Annotated in this window: 17 protein-coding genes; 12 read left to right on the forward strand and 5 right to left on the reverse strand. The window is 69.7% G+C overall.

The features are described 5' to 3' along the window. Positions 1-5: 5 nt before the first annotated feature. The 5 genes from G6N45_RS08485 to G6N45_RS08505 are packed head-to-tail and all read left to right on the forward strand — an operon-like array spanning position 6 to position 4788. A complete protein-coding gene (locus G6N45_RS08485) occupies positions 6-1472 on the forward strand; it encodes an aldehyde dehydrogenase (protein ID WP_163721602.1) in 1467 nt (488 codons plus the stop codon). A 29-nt stretch (positions 1473-1501) separates the two neighbouring features. Continuing rightward, positions 1502-2266 carry an SDR family oxidoreductase gene (locus G6N45_RS08490; protein ID WP_163721604.1) on the forward strand — a complete coding sequence of 255 codons (765 nt, stop codon included), beginning with the start codon at positions 1502-1504 and terminating at the stop codon, positions 2264-2266. After that, positions 2263-3126 (forward strand): NAD(P)-dependent oxidoreductase, encoded by an 864-nt coding sequence (locus tag G6N45_RS08495; protein ID WP_163721606.1) that lies wholly within the window; start codon positions 2263-2265, stop codon positions 3124-3126. Before G6N45_RS08490 ends, G6N45_RS08495 begins: the two co-directional genes overlap by 4 nt. Positions 3127-3131: 5 nt before the next feature. Continuing rightward, the gene (locus tag G6N45_RS08500) at positions 3132-3572 is read left to right on the forward strand and encodes a carboxymuconolactone decarboxylase family protein (RefSeq protein WP_163721608.1); all 441 of its coding nucleotides are present in this window, start codon (positions 3132-3134) and stop codon (positions 3570-3572) included. Then, positions 3562-4788, forward strand: a complete 1227-nt coding sequence (locus G6N45_RS08505) for a hypothetical protein (RefSeq protein WP_163721610.1) — start codon at positions 3562-3564, stop codon at positions 4786-4788. The genes G6N45_RS08500 and G6N45_RS08505 overlap by 11 nt, the downstream gene beginning before the upstream one ends. On the opposite strand, the gene G6N45_RS08510 is transcribed toward G6N45_RS08505, so the two are convergent. Then, positions 4785-5375, reverse strand: a complete 591-nt coding sequence (locus G6N45_RS08510) for a TetR/AcrR family transcriptional regulator (RefSeq protein ID WP_163721612.1) — start codon at positions 5373-5375, stop codon at positions 4785-4787. The genes G6N45_RS08505 and G6N45_RS08510 overlap by 4 nt on opposite strands. A gap of 19 nt (positions 5376-5394) precedes the next feature. Beyond that, positions 5395-6645, reverse strand: a complete 1251-nt coding sequence (locus G6N45_RS08515) for a cytochrome P450 (RefSeq protein WP_163721614.1) — start codon at positions 6643-6645, stop codon at positions 5395-5397. 114 nt (positions 6646-6759) lie between these two features. Between G6N45_RS08515 and purD the strand changes: the two genes are divergently transcribed. After that, a complete protein-coding gene (gene purD / locus G6N45_RS08520; protein ID WP_163721616.1) occupies positions 6760-8028 on the forward strand; it encodes a phosphoribosylamine--glycine ligase in 1269 nt (422 codons plus the stop codon). Here the strand turns inward: purD and G6N45_RS08525 are convergent. Next, entirely contained in the window at positions 8025-8870 is an 846-nt protein-coding gene (locus tag G6N45_RS08525; protein ID WP_275996638.1) for an alpha/beta hydrolase, read from the reverse strand. The two genes, purD and G6N45_RS08525, sit on opposite strands and share 4 nt — an antisense overlap. A gap of 74 nt (positions 8871-8944) precedes the next feature. On the opposite strand from G6N45_RS08525, the gene G6N45_RS08530 reads away from it, so the two are divergent. Genes G6N45_RS08530 through G6N45_RS08540 form a run of 3 tightly spaced genes read left to right on the forward strand, consistent with a single transcriptional unit; the run spans position 8945 to position 12061 of the window. Continuing rightward, complete coding sequence (locus G6N45_RS08530; RefSeq protein WP_163721619.1) at positions 8945-9553, forward strand: TetR/AcrR family transcriptional regulator; 609 nt, start codon at positions 8945-8947, stop codon at positions 9551-9553. 22 nt (positions 9554-9575) lie between these two features. Beyond that, the gene (locus G6N45_RS08535) at positions 9576-10580 is read left to right on the forward strand and encodes an SDR family NAD(P)-dependent oxidoreductase (RefSeq protein WP_163721621.1); all 1005 of its coding nucleotides are present in this window, start codon (positions 9576-9578) and stop codon (positions 10578-10580) included. A gap of 41 nt (positions 10581-10621) precedes the next feature. Beyond that, positions 10622-12061 carry an APC family permease gene (locus tag G6N45_RS08540; RefSeq protein ID WP_163721622.1) on the forward strand — a complete coding sequence of 480 codons (1440 nt, stop codon included), beginning with the start codon at positions 10622-10624 and terminating at the stop codon, positions 12059-12061. Between the two features lie 59 nt (positions 12062-12120). Here the strand turns inward: G6N45_RS08540 and relZ are convergent, their stop codons facing one another. Next, a complete protein-coding gene (relZ, locus tag G6N45_RS08545) occupies positions 12121-13845 on the reverse strand; it encodes a bifunctional ribonuclease/(p)ppGpp synthase (RefSeq protein ID WP_163721624.1) in 1725 nt (574 codons plus the stop codon). Between the two features lie 32 nt (positions 13846-13877). On the opposite strand from relZ, the gene purB reads away from it, so the two are divergent. Genes purB through G6N45_RS08560 form a run of 3 tightly spaced genes read left to right on the forward strand, consistent with a single transcriptional unit; the run spans position 13878 to position 17078 of the window. Then, entirely contained in the window at positions 13878-15296 is a 1419-nt protein-coding gene (purB, locus tag G6N45_RS08550) for an adenylosuccinate lyase (protein ID WP_163721626.1), read from the forward strand. Further along, positions 15293-16522 (forward strand): cytochrome P450, encoded by a 1230-nt coding sequence (locus tag G6N45_RS08555; RefSeq protein ID WP_170312432.1) that lies wholly within the window; start codon positions 15293-15295, stop codon positions 16520-16522. Before purB ends, G6N45_RS08555 begins: the two co-directional genes overlap by 4 nt. Continuing rightward, complete coding sequence (locus G6N45_RS08560) at positions 16515-17078, forward strand: DUF1707 SHOCT-like domain-containing protein (protein WP_163721630.1); 564 nt, start codon at positions 16515-16517, stop codon at positions 17076-17078. The genes G6N45_RS08555 and G6N45_RS08560 overlap by 8 nt, the downstream gene beginning before the upstream one ends. Here the strand turns inward: G6N45_RS08560 and G6N45_RS08565 are convergent. Then, entirely contained in the window at positions 17075-17707 is a 633-nt protein-coding gene (locus G6N45_RS08565; protein WP_163721632.1) for a hypothetical protein, read from the reverse strand. The two genes, G6N45_RS08560 and G6N45_RS08565, sit on opposite strands and share 4 nt — an antisense overlap. Positions 17708-17748: the final 41 nt, after the last annotated feature.

Genomic DNA, 17748 nt, shown 5'->3' on the forward strand with positions numbered 1-17748 from the left:
GTCGGATGGGAATCCTGGCCGATCGCGAGAGCAGACTGCTCATCGACGGAAAGCTCGTCGCGGGGAGCGCGGGGACCTTTCCCACCGTGAACCCGGCAACCGAGGAGACGCTCGGGGTGGCCGCGGACGCGAGCGGCGACGACATGTCCGCGGCGATCGCTGCGGCGCGGCGCGCTTTCGACGAGACCGGCTGGTTGACCGACACCGCGCTGCGGGTGCGCTGCATCCGCCAGTTGCAGCAGGCCATGCGGGACCACGTCGACGAGCTGCGCGAGTTGACGATGGCCGAGGTGGGTGCTCCCCGGATGCTGACCTCTGCGGCGCAGCTCGAGGGGCCGGTCGAGGACCTGAGTTTCTGTGCCGACACCGCTGAGTCCTACGCCTGGTCCACCGATCTGGGCATCGCGGCGCCGATGGGCATCAAGACGAGGCGCTCCGTCGCCCGGGAGGCCATCGGTGTCGTCGGCGCCATCACGCCGTGGAACTTCCCGCACCAGATCAACCTCGCGAAGATCGGGCCGGCGCTCGCGGCGGGGAACACCCTGGTGCTCAAGCCTGCTCCCGACACCCCCTGGGCTGCCGCGATTCTCGGCGAGTTGATCACCGAGCACACCGACTTCCCGGCCGGTGTCGTCAACATCGTGACCTCCAGCGACCACGGCGTGGGTGCGCTGCTCTCGCAAGACGCCCGGGTGGACATGGTGTCGTTCACCGGTTCCACCAACACCGGCCGCGCGGTGATGGCCGACAGCGCCGCGACCCTGAAGAAGGTGTTCCTCGAACTCGGCGGCAAGTCGGCGTTCCTCGTGCTCGACGACGCCGATCTCGCCGGCGCGTGTGCCATGGCGGCGTTCACCGCCTCGATGCACGCCGGGCAGGGTTGCGCGATCACGACGCGGCTCGTGGTGCCGCGCAACCACTACGACGCGGCGGTCGAGGCGGCGGCGGCCACCATGGGCGGCCTCAAACCCGGAGATCCGACCGATCCGGGCACGATCTGCGGTCCACTGATCTCGGAGCGTCAGCGTGAACGGGTTCAGGGTTACCTCGATTCGGCGACCGCCGAGGGCGGCCGATTCGCCTGCGGCGGAGGACGTCCCGCCGACCGGGACATTGGTTACTTCATCGAGCCGACCGTGATCGCCGGGCTGGACAACACCGCGAAGGTCGCGCGGGAAGAGATCTTCGGTCCCGTGCTGACGGTGATCGCACACGACGGTGACGACGACGCCGTGCGCATCGCCAACGACTCCCCGTACGGCCTGTCCGGCACGGTGTTCTCCGGTGACGAGCAGCGCGCCTCGGCGGTCGCGGCGCGTCTGCGCGTCGGCACGGTGAACGTCAATGGTGGCGTGTGGTATTCGGCCGACATGCCGTTCGGCGGCTACAAGCAGTCCGGTATCGGGCGGGAGATGGGGCTCGCGGGTTTCGAGGAGTACCTCGAGATCAAGGCGATTGCCACGGCGGTGTGACATGCGAGCGGCGAACTGAGGAGATGCCAGTGGGATTGTACGGAGACCAGTTCAAGGACAAGGTGGCCATCGTCACCGGCGCCGGAGGCGGCATCGGGCAGGCCTATGCCGAGGCGCTCGCCCGGGAGGGCGCGGCCGTCGTCGTCGCCGACATCAACACCGAGGGTGCGCAGAAGGTGGCGGACGGCATCACCGGCGAGGGACGCAACGCGCTCGCGGTGCGGGTCGACGTCTCCGATCCCGAGTCGGCCAAAGAGATGGCTGGGCAGACCCTTTCGGAGTTCGGCGGCATCGACTACCTGGTCAACAACGCGGCCATCTTCGGCGGGATGAAGCTCGACTTCCTGGTCACCGTCGACCCCGAGTACTACCGCAAGTTCATGAGCGTGAACCTCGACGGAGCCCTGTGGTGCACCCGCGCGGTGTACCGCAAGATGGCCAAGCGCGGCGGCGGGGCGATCGTCAACCAGTCCTCCACAGCCGCCTGGCTTTACGCGAACTTCTACGGTCTGGCCAAGGTCGGCATCAACGGACTGACCCAGCAGCTCTCGCGTGAGCTCGGTGGGCAGAACATCCGGATCAACGCGATCGCACCGGGCCCGATCGACACCGAGGCCAACCGCACGACCACGCCGCAGGAGATGGTGGCCGACATCGTCAAGAACATCCCGCTGTCACGCATGGGGCAGCCCGACGACCTCGTGGGGATGTGTCTGTTCCTGCTGTCGGATCAAGCGAAGTGGATCACCGGGCAGATCTTCAACGTCGACGGCGGACAGATCATCCGGTCATGACCGCCACCACCCTCGGCTACATCGGCCTGGGCAATCAGGGCGCGCCGATGGCCAAGCGGCTCGTCGGCTGGCCCGGCGGACTGGTCGTGTTCGACGTGCGGGCCGAGGCGATGACACCCCTGGCCGAACAGGGCGCGACCGTGGCCGATAGCGTCGCCGACGTCGCCAAGGCGGCCGACGTGATCAGCGTGACCGTGCTGACGGACGCGCAGGTGCGCGACGTCGTCGGCGAGCTCGGCGACCACGCAAAGCCAGGAACGGTCATCGCGATCCATTCCACGATCGAGCCCGGCACCGCGGCCGAACTGGCGGAGAGGTTGCAGCCGAGAGGGATTCACGTGGTCGATGCCCCCGTCAGCGGCGGCGCCGCAGCGGCCGACAAGGGCGAGCTCGCCGTGATGGTCGGCGCCGATGACGACGCCTACGACACGGTGAAGCCCGTGTTCAAGCAGTGGGCGTCGATGGTGGTGCGGGCCGGCGAACCGGGGGCGGGCACCCGGATGAAGCTGGCCCGCAACATGCTGACGTTCATCGGATTCGCCGCGGCCTGCGAGGCGCAGAGGCTGGCCGAGGCGGCCGGCATCGACCTGCAGAAGCTCGGCCGGGTGGTCCGGCACAGCGACGCGCAGAGCGGCGGCCCCGGCGCGATCATGGTGCGCGACGACACCGGTCCGCTGAGCGCCGACCACTTCCTGTACGACATGTTCGTCCACACCCGTGGTCTCGCCGAGAAGGATCTGCGGCTGGCTCTCACGCTCGGTGAGGACACCGGCGTGGAGTTGCCGCTCGCCGAGATCGCCCTGCAGAACCTGGCGGCCGGACTCGGTGTGCCGCATCCGACCTCGACGCCCAAGGAGTGACACCGATGGACGAACTGCGCCGCAAGGGCCTGGACAAGATGAACGAGGTGTACGGCTGGGAGATGCCGGACATGCCGGGGGAGTACTTCGCCCTCACCGCCGACCACCTCTTCGGCACGATCTGGACGCGGCCCGGCCTGTCCATGCGAGACAAGCGCATCATGACGCTGACCGTGGTGACCGCGCTGGGGATCACCGATCTGGCCGAGATCCAGGCCAACGCCGCAATGGCCAACGAGGAGCTCACCGAGGACGAGCTCAAGGAGATGGCCATCTTCCTCACCCACTACCTGGGCTTCCCACTTGGCTCCAAACTCGACGGGGCGGTGACCAAGGTGGCCAAACAGCGCAAGAAGGCCGCCGAACGCGGCGGCGGGGAAGACAAGAAGGCGAATGTCAACGCGGCGCTGAACATGCACTCGGGGAGCACGCTCGATGACCAGTAGGTATGCGGGGCTGACCCGCGAACAGCTCGCCGTGCTCGTGCCCGAGCTGCTGCTCATCGGGCAGATGATCGATCGCTCCGGGATGGCATGGTGCATCAGCAATTTCGGCCGTGAGGCGATGCTGCAGATCGCCATCGAGGAGTGGATGGGTGCCAGCCCCATCTACACCCGGCGGATGCAGAAGGCGCTGCGCTACGAGGGCACCGACGTCATCACGATCTTCAAGGGGCTGCAACTCGACATCGGCGCCCCGCCGCAGTTCATGGACTTCCGCTACACCGTGCACGACCGCTGGCATGGCGAGTTCCACCTCGACCACTGCGGCGCACTGCTCGACGTCGAGCCCATGGGCGAGGACTACGTGCGCGGCATGTGCCACGACATCGAGGACCCGACCTTCGACGCCACCGCGGTGGCCACCAACCGCAGGGCGCAGATCAGGCCCATCCACCGGCCGCCGCGCGCCCCGGCCGACCGCCACCCGCACTGCGCGTGGACGGTCGTCATCGACGAATCGCACCCGGAGGTCGCCGACCATCCGGTCCTCGAGGTGATCGCGCGCACCCGCGCGGCCCACACCGAGCTCGACCCGATCGAGCCTGCGAATGAGGGACAGAGCGATTACTCGGGAGAGCTGTTGTCGGACTTCGACTTCGGCGCGTTCTCCCACTCGGCGCTGGTGCGGATGGCCGACGAGGTCTGCCTGCAGATGCACCTGCTCAACCTGTCGTTCGTGATCGCGGTGGGTGCCCGGGCCGGGGCGAACCTCGGGCTGGCGACCGACATCTGCACCAAGCAGCTCATCGGGGTGGCGGGCCTGGCCGCCGAGCGCATCCACCGTGCGCTCGGACTGCCCGACGGCATCGACGGTGCGATCGAGATGCTGCGGCTGCACCCGCTGCTGAATCCGGCCGCCTATGTCGACGCCGAGTTCGGACCCGACACGGTGCGGGTGCAGCGGTCACCGGCCCATGAGGACGGCGCCTGGGTGGCGCTGGTGCACCCGGACGAGGCCCGGCCGCTGCAGGCCGCGGTCGCCGCGATCGATCCGCACCTCGACGTGGAGCTCACCGGCACCCGCACCGACTGGACCGCGCAGGTGGTGCGGCGCGACAGTCCGGCCCGGGAGATGGGGGAGGTGTCGGTGGTGAAGTTCAGCGGCGGAGCGTCGTTCACCTTCGAGCCGCGTCGGTCCCTGCCGCTGACGGTCGTTTAAGTCCGCAGCGCGCCGCCCACCCACCGGCGCAGATAACGGCGCAGCGCCGCCCCGCGGCGCGGTGGCCGCCCGGGATCGATGACGAAGGACTGGATCACCCGCAGCAGATGCTCGGCCAGTTCGTCGAGGTCGTCGTCTCCGTATCCGATGCCGGCCCAGTCGACGTCGAGACGTCCGACCATGTCGCGGGCGAACCGCAGCGCGACGTCGGAGGTGACGGACTCCACGTGCGCCGCCCCGCCCGGCACCATCAGCAGGCCGATGTACTTCTCCCGGGGCAGCCACTCCAGCGCCGTGGCAACCGCTTCGGTGACCGCGTCGGCCGGGTCGGTGACACCGGCGACGTGCGCGGCGAGGCGCTCCAGAAAGCCGTCGACGGCACGCACTGCCGCGGCCACCAGCAGCGCCTCGGTGCTGGGGAAGTACCGGTACACCGTCTGCCGGGTGACCCCGACAGTTCGGGCCACGTCGGAGATCGAGAAGTCGGCGCCGTGGTCCTCGATGGCCTTGCCCGCCGCAGCAAGGATCCGGCCGACTGCCTCCTCGTCCGAGGCGGGTTTGGCTCCAGACCAGCCGTGGGTGCGCACGATGGCACCCTAGTCCCGGCTACCGATAGGAGACCCGCAGCTCCTTCACCCCGTTGATCCACCCCGACCGCAGCCGCTGCGGTTCGGCCAACTTGGCGATGTCGGGGATCTGGCTGGCGATCTCGTCGAACATCAACTTGATCTCCATGCGCGCGAGGTTCGCCCCGATGCAGTAGTGCGCGCCGTTGCCGCCGAACGCCAGATGCGGGTTGGGGTCGCGCAGGATGTCGAACTCGAAGGGCCGGTCGAACACGTCCTCGTCGAAGTTGGCGGAACTGTAGAACAACCCGACCCGCTGGCCCTCGGCGATCGTCAGGCCGCCGAGCTCGACGTCGCGGTTGGCGGTGCGCTGGAAGCAGTGCACCGGCGTCGCCCAGCGGATGATCTCGTCGACGGCGGTCTGCGGCCGCTCGCGCTTGAACAGCTCCCACTGGTCGGGGTTCTCCAGGAACGCGTTCATGCCGTGGGTCATCGCGTTGCGGGTGGTCTCGTTGCCCGCGACGGCGAGCAGGATGACGAAGAACGCGAACTCCACATCGGACATCGACTGCCCCTCGAGGTCGGCCTGCACCAGCCGGGTGACGATGTCGTCGGCGGGGCAACGACGGCGCTCCTCGGCCATCGTGTACGCGTAGCCCATCAACTCGGCGTTGGCGGTCGTGGGATCGGAGTCGAAGTCCGGGTCGTCGGTGTTCATGATGCAGTTCGTCCAGTGGAACAGCCGCTCGCGGTCGGCCTCGGGGACGCCGATCAGATCGGCGATGGCCAGCAGCGGCAACCCTATCGCGATGTCATCAACGAAGTTGCCGGCGTCCGTCTCGGCGGCGGCGCGCACGATCTGCCGCGCCGAGACAGCCAGTTTCTCCCCCAGCGTCGCGATGGCCCGCGGGGTGAACAGCCGCGACACGATCTTCCGCAGCCGGGTGTGCTCCGGAGCGTCATGGTTGATCAGGAGGGCCTTGGTCAGCTCCAACTGCTCGGCGGTGACGCCGTCGGGCAGTCGCATCACCGCACCCTTCCGGTTGGTCGACCACAGGGCACCGTCACGCGAGATCGCCTTGATGTCCGCGTGACGGGAGATCACCCAGTAGCCGCCGTCGTCGAAGACCGACTCCTGCTGCGCGTTCCACCACACCGGCGCCGTCCTGCGCAGCTCGGCGAACTCGGTCACCGGGATGCCGTGGAGCAGTACGTCCGGGTCGGTGAAGTCATACCCCGGGGGCAGGAGCGAAGCGACTCGGGGGGAGGTGGAGCCCTGGGGCAGAGACATGACGATCACTCCTGTGTGACGTGAAGCACTTTCCCTGACCATACACTGTGAGGCATTGGTGTATGCCCGCAAGGTCTGCGCGACCGTGACGCCCTGCCATTAGGGTGGGCACCTGTGCACGTCCTGGTGATCGGTTCCGGAGCCCGCGAACATGCGCTGCTGCTTGCGCTGCGCCGAGACCCCGAGGTCGACGCGCTCTCGGTGGCGCCCGGCAACGCGGGCACCTCAGCGCTTGCCGACCAGTACGACGTGGATGTGACGTCGGGCGACGACGTCGTCGCGCTGGCACGCCGGGTGGGGGCCGATCTCGTCGTCATCGGGCCGGAAGTGCCGTTGGTGCTCGGCGTCGCGGACGCCGTGCGGGCCGCCGGCATCGCCTGCTTCGGTCCGACGCGCGACGCCGCCCGCATCGAGGGCTCCAAATCCTTCGCCAAGGACGTGATGAACGCCGCCGGGGTGCGGACCGCGACCAGTGAGATCGTGGACAACCCCGGCCATCTCGACGCCGCGCTGGACCGGTTCGGGCCGCCCGGCGGTGACCGGGCCTGGGTCGTCAAGGACGACGGACTTGCGGCGGGCAAGGGCGTCGTGGTCACCGACGACCGCATCGTCGCCCGCGCCCACGCCGCCAGCCTGCTCGAGGCCGGCCACCCAGTGCTGCTCGAGTCCTTCCTCGACGGTCCCGAGGTGTCGCTGTTCTGCCTCGTCGACGGCGAGACGGTGGTGCCGCTGCTACCGGCGCAGGACTTCAAGCGTGTCGGTGACGGCGACACCGGCCCCAACACCGGGGGCATGGGCGCCTACACGCCGCTGCCGTGGTTGCCGGCGGACACGACCGACCGCATCGTGGACGAGATCATCAAACCCGTTGCCGCCGAACTGGTTCGGCGGGGCAGCGCATTCTCCGGCCTGCTCTACGCAGGTCTGGCGATCACCTCGAAGGGTCCGGCCGTCGTCGAATTCAACTGCCGCTTCGGCGATCCGGAGACCCAGGCGGTGCTGGCGCTGCTCGACTCCCCGCTGGGCCGGCTGCTGCGGGCGGCCGCCACCGGCGAGTTGGCCGCCGCGCCGGCGCCGCGCTGGCGTGACGGCGCGGCCGTCACGGTCGTCGTCGCCGCCGAGAACTATCCCGGCCGGCCCCGGGTCGGCGACGTCATTCACGGCGCCGACGCCGACGGCGTCCTGCATGCCGGTACCGCCCGCCGGGACGACGGGGCGCTGGTGTCCTCGGGCGGGCGGGTGCTCTCGGTGGTCGGCACCGGCGCCGACCTGGCGGCGGCACGCACCTCGGCGTACGCCATCCTGGATGGAATCCGGTTGCCCGGCAGTCACTTCCGCACCGACATCGGGCAGGCCGCAGCCGAAGGACGGATCGGCCTCTAAACCGTCAGCAACGGCGCCATCCAGCTCAGTTCGGAACTGAGCTGCGAGGACCAGAACGCCGCGTTGTGTCCACCCGGCGAGAACCCGCCGGCGGGCGGAGTCGGCAGTTGGCCGATGAACTGCCGGGTGGCCGAGGCGAACGGATCGTCGTCGCCGCAGTCGATGCGCACCGGGATGCCGGTCAAGCCGGCGAGGCCCCAGACGCTGTTGGCCTCGTAGTCCGCCGCGTCGTCGAAGGCGCCGGGCGCCGCAGCGCCGGCAGACGTCCACAGAGCAGGACTCACGGCACAGATCGCCGCGGTGCGCCCGGCGCCCAGCCGGGTGCCCAGCAGCAAGGCGCCGTAGCCGCCCATCGACCAGCCCAGGAATCCGACGCGCGACGTGTCGAGGCCCTGCTCGGCGAGCAGCGGCAGGAACTCGTCGAGCACCATCGCCCCCGAGTCGTCACCCGACGCGCGCCGGTGCCAGTAGCCGTTGCCGCCGTCGACCGCTGCCAACGCGAACGGTGGCAGGCCCGCCCGCACGGCGTCGGCGAGGAATTGCTCGGCGCCCATCGACATCACTGTCTGGGCGCTGCTGTCCTTGCCGTGCAGCAGGATCACCGGCCGCAGCGGCGCGGTCTGCCCGGGCGGGCGGGCGACGATCCAGTTGGCCGGTGCGCCACCGCGCGCCGCCGACGGAAACGATCCCGCGGCATACGTCGGCGCGGCCGCCGGTGGCGCCCCCGCGGCTGTCGCCCGGCTCATCGCGGACACTGCGGCTACTCCTGTTGCGGTCGCGAGGCCCGCCCGGAAACCGAGCCCGAGCATCTCCCGCCGGCTGATCGTCGGCATGCGCGCCATCATGCCAGCCCCACCCGTTCCAACATCCGGGCGAATTGCCGAAAGCCCGATGTCACAACCCTCTGACTGGCACGATGTCAAGCGTGACGGCAGCAGTCACTCCCAAGGGAGAACGTCGGCGGTATGCGCTGGTCAGCGCCGCTGCCGACCTGCTGTGCGAAGGCGGCTTCGACGCCGTGCGGCACCGCGCCGTGGCCCGCCGCGCCGGACTGCCGCTGGCGTCGACGACCTACTATTTTTCTTCGCTGGACGACCTGATCGCCAAAGCCGTGGAGTACGTCGGAACGCTGGAAACCCAGGCGCTGCAGGACCGGGTGGCCGCTTTGTCGCGGCGCCGGCGCGGCGCCGAGTCGACCGCCGACATCCTCGTCGATTTGCTCGTCGGGGACAGTCCCGAGCGGGTGACCGAACAGTTGATCTCACGCTACGAGCGGCTCATCGCGTGCGCGCGGCAACCGGGCCTGCGCGACATCCAGCGCAGGATCCTCAAGCACCGCACCGATGCCGTCATCGAGGTCGTCGAGCGCTGCGGCCGATCGGTGCGCGCGGAGCTGCTCACCGCGCTGGTGTGCGCGGTCGACGGCGCGGTGGTGGCGGCACTCGTCGGCGACGGCGCCGGACCCCGTGCCACGGCCAGGGCCACGCTGATCGACGTGATCGACGTGCTTGCCCCCTTCAACTAGCGACGTTTGTCTTCGTAGGCCGATGGTTAACTCCCTTCCGGTGATCCTCACCGACTCCCTGGGCGCCGTCGTGGACACGGTCCTGGACCGGTCGGTGGTGCTGGGCTACACGAAGATCGGTTCGCGGCTGCGGGCGTTGTGGTGGCCCGCCGATCCCGCCCCGGACGCGATGGCCGGCAAGCGGGTGGTGGTCACCGGCGCCACGGCCGGCATCGGGGAGGCGATGGCGGGGTCGTTCGCGCGGCTCGGGGCCACCGTCCATCTGCTCGGCCGCGACCCGGGCAAAGTGGGTCGGTCCGCGGCAACCGTGCGCGCCGCCGTCCCGGGCGCCGACGTGGTCGAGGAGGTCTGCGACGTCGCCGATCTCGCCGCGGTGCGGTCCTGGACCGCCGACTTGGCCGCGCGCGTCGATGCCTTGCACGGGCTGGTGCACAACGCGGGAGTGATGCCCAAGGAGCGGGCCGAGACCGCGCAGGGTCACGAGGTGCAGCTGGCCTGCCACGTGCTCGGCCCGCATCTAATGACCGAGAACCTCCTGGGGTTGCTTGGCGCGGCCGGCGAGTCGGCCATCGTGTTCATGTCCTCGGGGGGCATGTACAGCGCGCCGGTGAAGCGTTGGACCGTCGACGAACTCGAATCGCGCGACGGCCCGTACAACGGGGTGCGCGTCTATGCGCGGACCAAACGGATGCAGGTACTGCTGGCCGATGCCTGGGCGAACCGGTTGAGCGACAGCACTATTCGCGTGTACAGCACGCATCCCGGCTGGGTCGAGACGCCCGGTGTCGCCGAGGCGCTGCCTGGCTTCCGGCGCGTGACCCGGCCGCTGCTGCGCGACACCGCCGACGGCGCCGACACCACCGTCTGGCTGGTGGCCACGCGTCCCGAATCCGGTCCAGGCCACTTCTGGCACGACCGCGCCCAGCGCCCAACGACGTTCGGTTGGGAGCGGGGCGTGGATCCGAGGCTGGCCGCGTCGTTCTTCGACGAGGTTTCCGCGTTGGCCCTGCGGAGCACCGCCGGGTGATCGATGATGAGTGAGCCGAGCGACGAGTCAGGGGAGGCGTGATGGCGGAATCGTTGACCAGCCAGCAGAACGCTGACAAGCCACCGGAACTGAAGCGGGTGATGGGCCCGGGGCTGCTGCTGTTGTTCATCGTCGGCGACATCCTCGGCACCGGCGTCTACGCGCTCGTCGGCGACGTGGCCGCTGAAGTCGGTGGGGCGGCCTGGGTTCCGTTCCTCGTCGCGTTCGGCATCGCGGCAGTCACGGCCTTCAGCTACCTCGAGCTGGTGACGAAGTACCCCCAGGCCGCAGGCGCGGCGCTCTACGCGCACAAGGCGTTCGGTATCCACTTCGTGACCTTCCTGGTGGCGTTCGTGGTGATGTGCTCCGGAATCACCTCGGCGTCAACGGCTTCCAGAGCGTTCGCAGCCAACTTCTTCGAAGGCATCGACGTCGACGCACCCAAGCTCGGGGTGGCGGTGCTGGCGCTGGCGTTCATGGCGGCGCTCGCGGCGATCAACTTCCGCGGCGTGGGGGAGAGCGTCAAGCTCAACGTCGTCCTCACCATCGTCGAGATCACCGGCCTGGTGGTGGTGATCCTCGTCGGACTCTGGGCCTTCACCGGCTCGGGTGACGTCGACTTCTCCCGCATCGTCGCGTTCGAGACGACCGGCGACAAGAACACCTTCCTCGCCGTGACCGCGGCCACCTCGCTGGCGTTCTTCGCCATGGTCGGATTCGAGGACTCGGTCAACATGGCCGAGGAGACCAAGGACCCGGTGAACACGTTCCCCAAGATCCTGCTCTCCGGCCTGTCGATCGCCGGGGTCGTCTACGTGCTCGTGTCGATCGTGGCGGTGGCCCTGGTGCCCATCGGCAAGCTCGAGGAGAGCGACACCCCTCTCGTCGACGTGGTCAAGGCCGGCGCGCCGGGCCTGCCCATCGACACGATCCTGCCGTTCATCACGATGTTCGCGGTGTCGAACACCGCACTGATCAACATGCTGATGGCGAGTCGTCTGATCTACGGGATGGCGCGCCAGCGCGTGCTGCCGCCGGTGCTCGGGACGGTGCACCCGACCCGGCGCTCGCCGTGGGTGGCGATCGTGTTCACCACGCTCATCGCGTTCGGTCTGATCCTCTACGTCAGCACCTTCGCCAGCAGCAACGCGATCTCCATCCTCGGCGGCACCACCAGCCTGCTGCTGCTCGCGGTGTTCGCGGTGGTCAACGTCGCGGTGCTGGTGCTGCGGCGCGATGTGCGCCAGGCCGGTGGGCATTTCAAGACACCGACGGTCATGCCGGTCATCGGGTTCGTGGCCTCGCTGTACCTGGTCACTCCACTGTCCGGCCGGCCCGCGCAGCAGTACATCGTCGCGGGTGTCCTTGTCGCACTCGGCGTGGTGCTGTTCTTCGTCACCCAGCTGATCAACCGTCAGCTCGGCATCCGCGACGCCCGCATCACCGACCCGACGCACCTGGGAGCCGGCCCCGACGATTGATCGAGCTCTGGTGTGCGTCCAGATCGCACGACGGGCCGATCAGGCGCTCTGGCCGCACACTAGGCCGAGGGTCGTCCCTGGGTGAGGCGCGCAGACCTGTTCTCCAGCAATGTGATTCGATGAGCGTTGCCGGGCAGGTCGATGTAGCGCGCGCCGTAGACCGCCAGAAGCGCGTCGTCGAGGCGGCGGACGGCGCCGGCGGGGAAGCGGTAGTCCATCGCGGCGTTGACCGCGTCGGTATCGACGCCCGCCAGCAGCGTGTCGACCTCGTCGATCGAGTCGATGCCCAGATCCAGCAGCAGCCCCGCCATCCAGCCGTAATGGTCGGTGCGGGACCAGCCCGCGTCGGGGAAGCGGTTCGCCAGATAGGTCGCCAGCACCGGCGTCGGAATGCCGGCATCGCCGGTGGCCTGCGGGCGTTCCGACGGCGTCGTGGACCGCAGCCGCTCGCGGATCGCCGAGAACTCCAGGTCCGCCAGCTCGAGCAGCCCGGCGGCGAGCGTAAACCGGCGATCAAGGTCGGGGGCGTCCTCCTCCGGGATCGACCCCTTGTAGCGCACGTCGTGCTCGAACTCCGCCCAGGCGTGCTGCAGGATCGTGCGCACCTGCACCGACGCCGGTTGCTGCTCTCCCTCGATGGCCAGCAGCAGATGCCGGCTCGCATATCCCCAGCGGCCCTCGCTGGCCGTCTCCACGCCCATGTCGCGGTCGTCGAGCAACCGCATCTCCTCGCCGAGCAATCGGGCCACCGCGGCCACGTCGTCGCGCAGGTAGGTGATCACCCGCAGCCCGATCTGGTCGGTGATCTCCGACAGCGGATCGGCGTACAGCCGGCGACCGTCCACATGCCGGTCGGCCTTGGCCGCGAACGAGGCCACCGACTTGGTGCGCGCCGTCACGCTGAGGTAGTTGATGCCTGCGTCGTCCAGCAGCGCCGTTACCGCGGACAGATACCGGTCGGTGGAGGCCACCAGCTGCGGACGACGCTCGGCGTAGGTGGCGATCGCGTCGTGCACCGCCCCCGGCGTCGGCTCGGGCGGCGCCGGCTCCAGATCGGCCGGCAGGGTCGGGGTGACGATGTAGCCGGTCTCGGCGTCCCCGTAGCACGTCACACCCTCGGGCCGGCGCGCCGCGTACATCGCCACGTACGCGCACACCACCGCGTCCACCGGATCCTCGACGCGCCGCAGGTCGCTTTTGCGCTCGGCCGTCTCGGCCATGGCGCGCAGCTGCGCCCAGTCGGCCGACTCGCTCACCCGCAACGGCGGGTCCGCGGTCGCCAGCCCCTCGACCAACTCCATCAGCCGCAGCAGTTCCGCGCGTAGTTGCGCGACCCCACGACCGGGCTTCGCCTTGTACTTCAGCGTGCGGCCCAGCCGGAACAGCGCCACCATCGCCGCATGGGGGTACACCTCGAGCGCACGCCGGGGCCCACCCGCGAGCGGATCGATGTCGAGGTCGAGTGCCTCGGCGAGCCGGCCCGCGCGGGTGCCGTCGGCGAACTCCGGTTTGCCGGTGTTCGCCGGGTGCGCGCCGGCCTGGAAACGCGCGAAGTCCGCGTTGAGCGCGCGCTCCGCGGGCCGCTGGCCGGTCGGGTTGACGACGATGATCGGCGCGTCGATACCGACGACGCAGCCGCCCTCCACAAAAGGGGCCACCGCGGACCGGATGCTGGCGTCGTCGGTGACCGCCGAGGCCGCCACCAGCCGTCCGCCGTCGTCGATGACGGCGACGCCGGTGGGTTTGCGCTGCCCCCAGGCCAGGTCCAGACCGACGAAATACATGGCCCCTACTGTGCCCGATAGGCTCATACGCCGTGAGCATCCCTAACGTCCTGGCCAGTCGCTACGCCAGCGACGAGATGGTCGCGATCTGGTCTCCGCAGGCCAAGATCGTCGCCGAACGCCGGCTGTGGCTCGCCGTCCTGCGGGCGCAGGCCGAACTCGGGGTGGACGTGCCCGACGGGGTGATCGGGGACTACGAGCGGGTGGTCGACGACGTCGACCTCGAGTCGATCGCGGCACGCGAGCGGGTGTTGCGCCACGACGTCAAGGCGCGCATCGAGGAGTTCAACGCGCTCGCCGGCCACGAGCACGTGCACAAGGGCATGACCAGCCGCGACCTGACCGAGAACGTCGAGCAGATGCAGATCCGGCGCTCGCTGCAGCTGGTGCACGCCCGCGGCGTGGCGATCGTCGCGCGGCTGGCAGAGCGGGCCGCGCTCTACCGCGATCTGGTGATGGCCGGCCGCAGCCACAACGTCGCCGCGCAAGCCACCACCCTGGGGAAGCGGTTCGCATCGGCGGCCGAGGAGACGCTGGTGGCGCTGCGGCGGGTCAGCGAGCTCATCGACCGGTACCCGCTGCGCGGCATCAAGGGGCCGATGGGCACCGGTCAGGACATGCTCGACCTGTTCGACGGTGACACCGCGCGGCTGGCCGAGCTCGAGACGCGGGTCGCGCAGTTCCTCGGGTTCACCGACATCCTGACCAGCGTCGGACAGGTGTACCCGCGTTCCCTGGACCACGACGTCGTGTCGGCGCTGGTGCAGCTCGGCGCCGGACCGTCCTCGCTGGCGCACACCATCCGGCTGATGGCCGGCCACGAACTGGTGACCGAGGGGTTCGCACCGGGGCAGGTGGGATCGTCGGCCATGCCGCACAAGATGAACACCCGCAGCTGCGAACGGGTCAACGGCCTGCAGGTCGTGCTGCGCGGATATGCCTCCATGGCAGCCGAATTGGCGGGCGCGCAGTGGAACGAGGGTGACGTGTTCTGTTCGGTGGTGCGCCGGGTCGCGCTGCCCGACGCGTTCTTCGCGCTCGACGGACAGACCGAGACCTTCCTGACCGTCCTCGACGAATTCGGCGCCTACCCCGCGGTGATCCAACGCGAGCTCGACCGCTACCTCCCGTTCCTGGCGACGACGCGCATCCTGATCGCGGCGGTGCGCGCGGGTGTCGGCCGGGAGACCGCGCACGAGGTCATCAAGGAGCACGCCGTCGCGGTGGCGCTGGCGATGCGCGAGCGCGGTGCCGAGCCCGACCTGCTCGACCGGCTGGCCGCCGACCCGCGGCTGCCGCTGGACCGCGCCGGCCTCGACGCCGCGCTGGCCGACAAGCAGGTCTTCACCGGCGCCGCGGCCGATCAGGTCGACCGGGTGGTCGCCGTCGTCGACGACCTCGTCGGGCGCTATCCCGACGCCGCCGCGTACACCTCCGGCGCGATCCTGTGACGGTGACCGCGGGCACGTTGGCCGGGATCGACTTCACCGATCTCGACAACTTCGCCGCGGGCTTCCCGCACGATCTGTTCGCGCTGCACCGCGAGCAGGCGCCCGTGTACTGGCATGAACCGACCGAGAACACCCCCGACGGTGAAGGCTTCTGGTCGGTGGCGACGCACGCCGAAACTCTTGCCGTGCTGCGAGATCCGGACACGTACTCGTCGGTCACCGGAGGCGACCGGCCGTTCGGCGGGACGCTGCTGCAGGACCTGTCCATAGCCGGTCAGCTGCTCAACATGATGGACGACCCGCGTCACGGCGCGGTGCGCAGGCTCGTCAGCTCCGGCCTCACCCCGCGCATGATCCGGCGCGTCGAGGACGACCTGCGCGCGCGGGCACGTCGCCTGCTCGAGGGGGTGAGCCCTGCCCAGCCCTTTGACTTCGTCACCGACATCGCCGCAGAGGTGCCGATGCAGATGATCTGCATCCTGCTCGGTGTGCCGGAGTCCGAACGGCATTGGCTCTTCGAGGCGATCGAACCCAGCTTCGACTTCGGCGGATCACGCCGGGCCGCGATCACCCGGCTCTCGGTGGAGGAGGCCGGGTCGCGGATGTTCGCCTACGGGCAGGAGCTGATCGCGGCGAAGAAGGCGGCGCCGAGTGACAACATGCTCTCGGTGGTGGTGAACTCCGGCGACCCGGAGCTGACCGACATCGAGAGTTACCTGTTCTTCAACCTGCTGTTCAGCGCAGGCGCGGAGACCACCCGCAACGCGATCGCCGGCGGACTGCTGGCCTTGATCGAGAACCCGCAGGCGTATTCGGCGCTGCGCGAGGACCCCGGGCTGCTGCCGACGGCCATCGAGGAGATGGTCCGCTGGACCTCGCCGTCGCCGTCCAAGCGGCGCACCGCCACCCGGGCGGCGACGCTGGGCGGACACCGCATCGAGCCCGGGCAGAAGGTCCTGGTCTGGGAGGGCTCGGCGAACCGCGACGCGGCGGTGTTCGCCGAGCCCGACCGCTTCGACATCGCGCGCAGGCCCAACCCACACCTCGGTTTCGGTCAGGGGGTGCACTACTGCCTGGGCGCCAACCTGGCCCGGCTCGAGTTGCGGGTGATCTTCGAGGAACTGCTGGGCCGGTTCTCGACGGTGCGGCTGGCCGCGCCGGTGGAGTGGACGCGCAGCAACCGGCACACCGGCATCCGGCACCTGGTGGTGGAGCCCCATGAGTGAGCACCCGGAGTTGCGGATCTCCGACGCCGACCGGACCGCGGTCAGCCGGCTGCTCGAACGCGCTGTCGGACAGGGCATGCTGAGCCTCGACGAGTACGCCGAGCGAGTCGACGCGGTGCTGACCGCCCGTACCCGGCGCGATCTCGACGCGGTGCTCGCCGACCTGCCGCTGACCGCTCAGCCTGCCGCGCAGCCGCAGGAAGTGCGCAGCTGGATGTCCAGCATCACCCGCCGGGGACAGTGGACGGTGCCGCCGCGGTTGCGCCTGGTCACCCGGATGTGCTCCACCACACTGGATTTCACATCGGCCGTGCTGCCGCACACCGTGGTGTACATCGACGTCGACGACTACTTCGGCTCGATCGAGCTGATCCTGCCCGACGGCGCCACCGCCGACCTCGACGGCGTCGCGAACTTCGCCGCGTCCACCACCGTCAAGGTGACCGCCAGCCCGCCGTCGCACCGGCTGCACGTGGTGGTCACCGGGCGGGTCCGCTTCGGTTCGCTGACGGCCCGGCACCCGTTCGGCACGACGCTGCGCCGGTTCCTGGGTTAACCCGCCCGGCGCAGGTTCGCCGCGCGGATGCCCGTCGCCCGCAGTTCCAGGGCGGCCAGCCCGCGGATCGCGATCCGGTCCTGACTGCGCCACGCACCGACCGGGTCGGGGCTGACGGCCGCGAGCTTGCCCAGCGGCCGGTTCGCCAGCGCCCGCAGCGCCAGCAACTCCTCCCCGGCGGCGGTCGACGCCAGCGTGATGGCGGTCCACTGGCGCCGGAAGAACCGCACGCGCAGAAACAGCCACGGCATCACCAGAGCGAGGATCGGCGGCGCGGCCACGGCCAGCGCCAGCAGCCAGGCCAGCCACCCGGCCGTCACCCCCAGTGTCTGCCCGGCACCGGCGATCTCGCGGGCGGCGTCACCGGCCGCGCTCAGCGGCTTGGCCAGCGAATCGCCCACCAGCGGGACGTTGTCGGCGCTGTTGCCCGCGGAGTCGAGGTTGCCCGCCACCCCGTTGGCGCCGCTCTCCACCCGGTAGCCGAACTCGGCGATCGTGGCCACCGCCGAGTGCACCGCCATGCCGACGAACACCCAGACCGCCGTCCAGCCGATCACCACCAGGTCGCTGAACAGCTGGGAGAGCAGCCGGCCGGGCGTTGTGGCGTAGGGGACCCACCGCGATTTCATGCGATCGATCACAGCACACAGAGCGCCTTCGGTGGACCGAT

Source organism: Mycolicibacterium psychrotolerans (assembly GCF_010729305.1).
In the GTDB taxonomy this organism is placed as follows: domain Bacteria; phylum Actinomycetota; class Actinomycetes; order Mycobacteriales; family Mycobacteriaceae; genus Mycobacterium; species Mycobacterium psychrotolerans.